This is a genomic window from Nocardia sp. NPDC057353 (assembly GCF_042667085.1).
GTDB lineage: Bacteria > Actinomycetota > Actinomycetes > Mycobacteriales > Mycobacteriaceae > Nocardia.
In genome coordinates, this window is sequence record NZ_JBHVAK010000143.1 from 1 (window position 1) to 1,114 (window position 1,114).

Annotated in this window: 2 protein-coding genes; both read right to left on the reverse strand. The window is 66.9% G+C overall.

Annotation, left to right across the window (positions count from 1 at the left end; translation table 11 throughout):
* The coding region (locus ACFUUZ_RS31710; RefSeq protein ID WP_378702728.1) for an IS3 family transposase at positions 1 to 749 on the reverse strand (749 nt) is incomplete at its 3' end.
* Between the two features lie 2 nt (positions 750 to 751).
* On the reverse strand, positions 752 to 1,051 hold the full coding sequence (locus ACFUUZ_RS31715; protein ID WP_378702730.1) for a transposase: 300 nt from the start codon (positions 1,049 to 1,051) through the stop codon (positions 752 to 754).
* Positions 1,052 to 1,114: the final 63 nt, after the last annotated feature.

Below are 1,114 nucleotides of genomic sequence, written 5' to 3' on the forward strand. Positions count from 1 at the left end.
TCCCGGCTCCGCCAGCTGTTGCGGTAGACGAGTTCGGTCTTGAGGGTGGAGAAGAAGTTCTCCATCAGAGCGTTGTCATAGCTGTCACCGACCGAGCCCATCGATTGAGCGATCCCGTTGTCAGCCAATCGATTAGCGAACCGGAACGCCGTGTAGGTCGAGCCGCGGTCGCTGTGATGGACCAGCCCGCCGTCACGAACGTCACGGCTCCAGACCGCATACTCGAGCGCGCCGAGCACGAGTTCGGTGTCGCAACGGTCCGAGGTCTTCCAGCCCACGATGCGGTTGGAGAACGCGTCGCGGACCGCCGCCAGCCAGAACGCGCCCTGACCACACGGTATGCGGGTGGCGTCGGCGACCCAGAGCTTGTTGGGGCGGTCGGCGGTGAAGACGCGCTCGACCAGATCCGGGGCCGGCACGGCCCGGGGATCCGGCCGTGTGGAGGCGATCCGCCACCGTTTGCGCAGGAAAGCGCCCTGCAGGCCGGCGCCGCGCATCACCCGCTCCACCCGTTTGCGCCCGACCCGGATCCCGCGCCGGGCCAGCATCGCGTGCACCCGCGGGGAGCCGTAGGTGCCACCGGAGCTGGTGTGGATATCGACGATCTCGGCCAGCAACTGCTCGTCGGCGACCTGGCGGGCCGACGGCCGTACCGAGCGTTTGCGCCACCAGTAGTAGGTCGAGGACGCGATTCCCAGGACCCGCAATACGAGCTCGACCGGGTGCGGGCTGTCTTCGACGAATCCCACGATCACCTCCGGGTCTGGCCGAGCTCCGAGGCGAAATACGCACTCGCAGAACGCAAGATATCGTTGACTCGCTCCAGCTCGGCGACCTCTCTACGCAGCCGCTTGTTCTCCTCGGCCAGATCGGTCGCCGCGGGCTCAGGGCGTGGGTCGGTGCTGGCCTGACGGATCCAGTTCCGCAGCGCTTCGTGGTGCACACCCAGCTGCTGGGCCAGTTTGCGGATCGCCGGTTTCGGATCCGACTCCAGGTACAGCCGGACCGCTCGCGCCTTCAGCTCGTCGGGGTACTTCTTCGGTGCTGCCATACGGGGCTCCTTCCTGGTCCTATCGGACCATGCTGAGCCCTCCAGAGAACCGGGGGAACCTCA

Coding starts and splice junctions, on each gene's coding strand:
- ACFUUZ_RS31715 (WP_378702730.1), bottom strand. CDS start 1,051: ATGGCAGCACCGAAGAAGTACCCCGACGAGCTGAAGGCGCGAGCGGTC.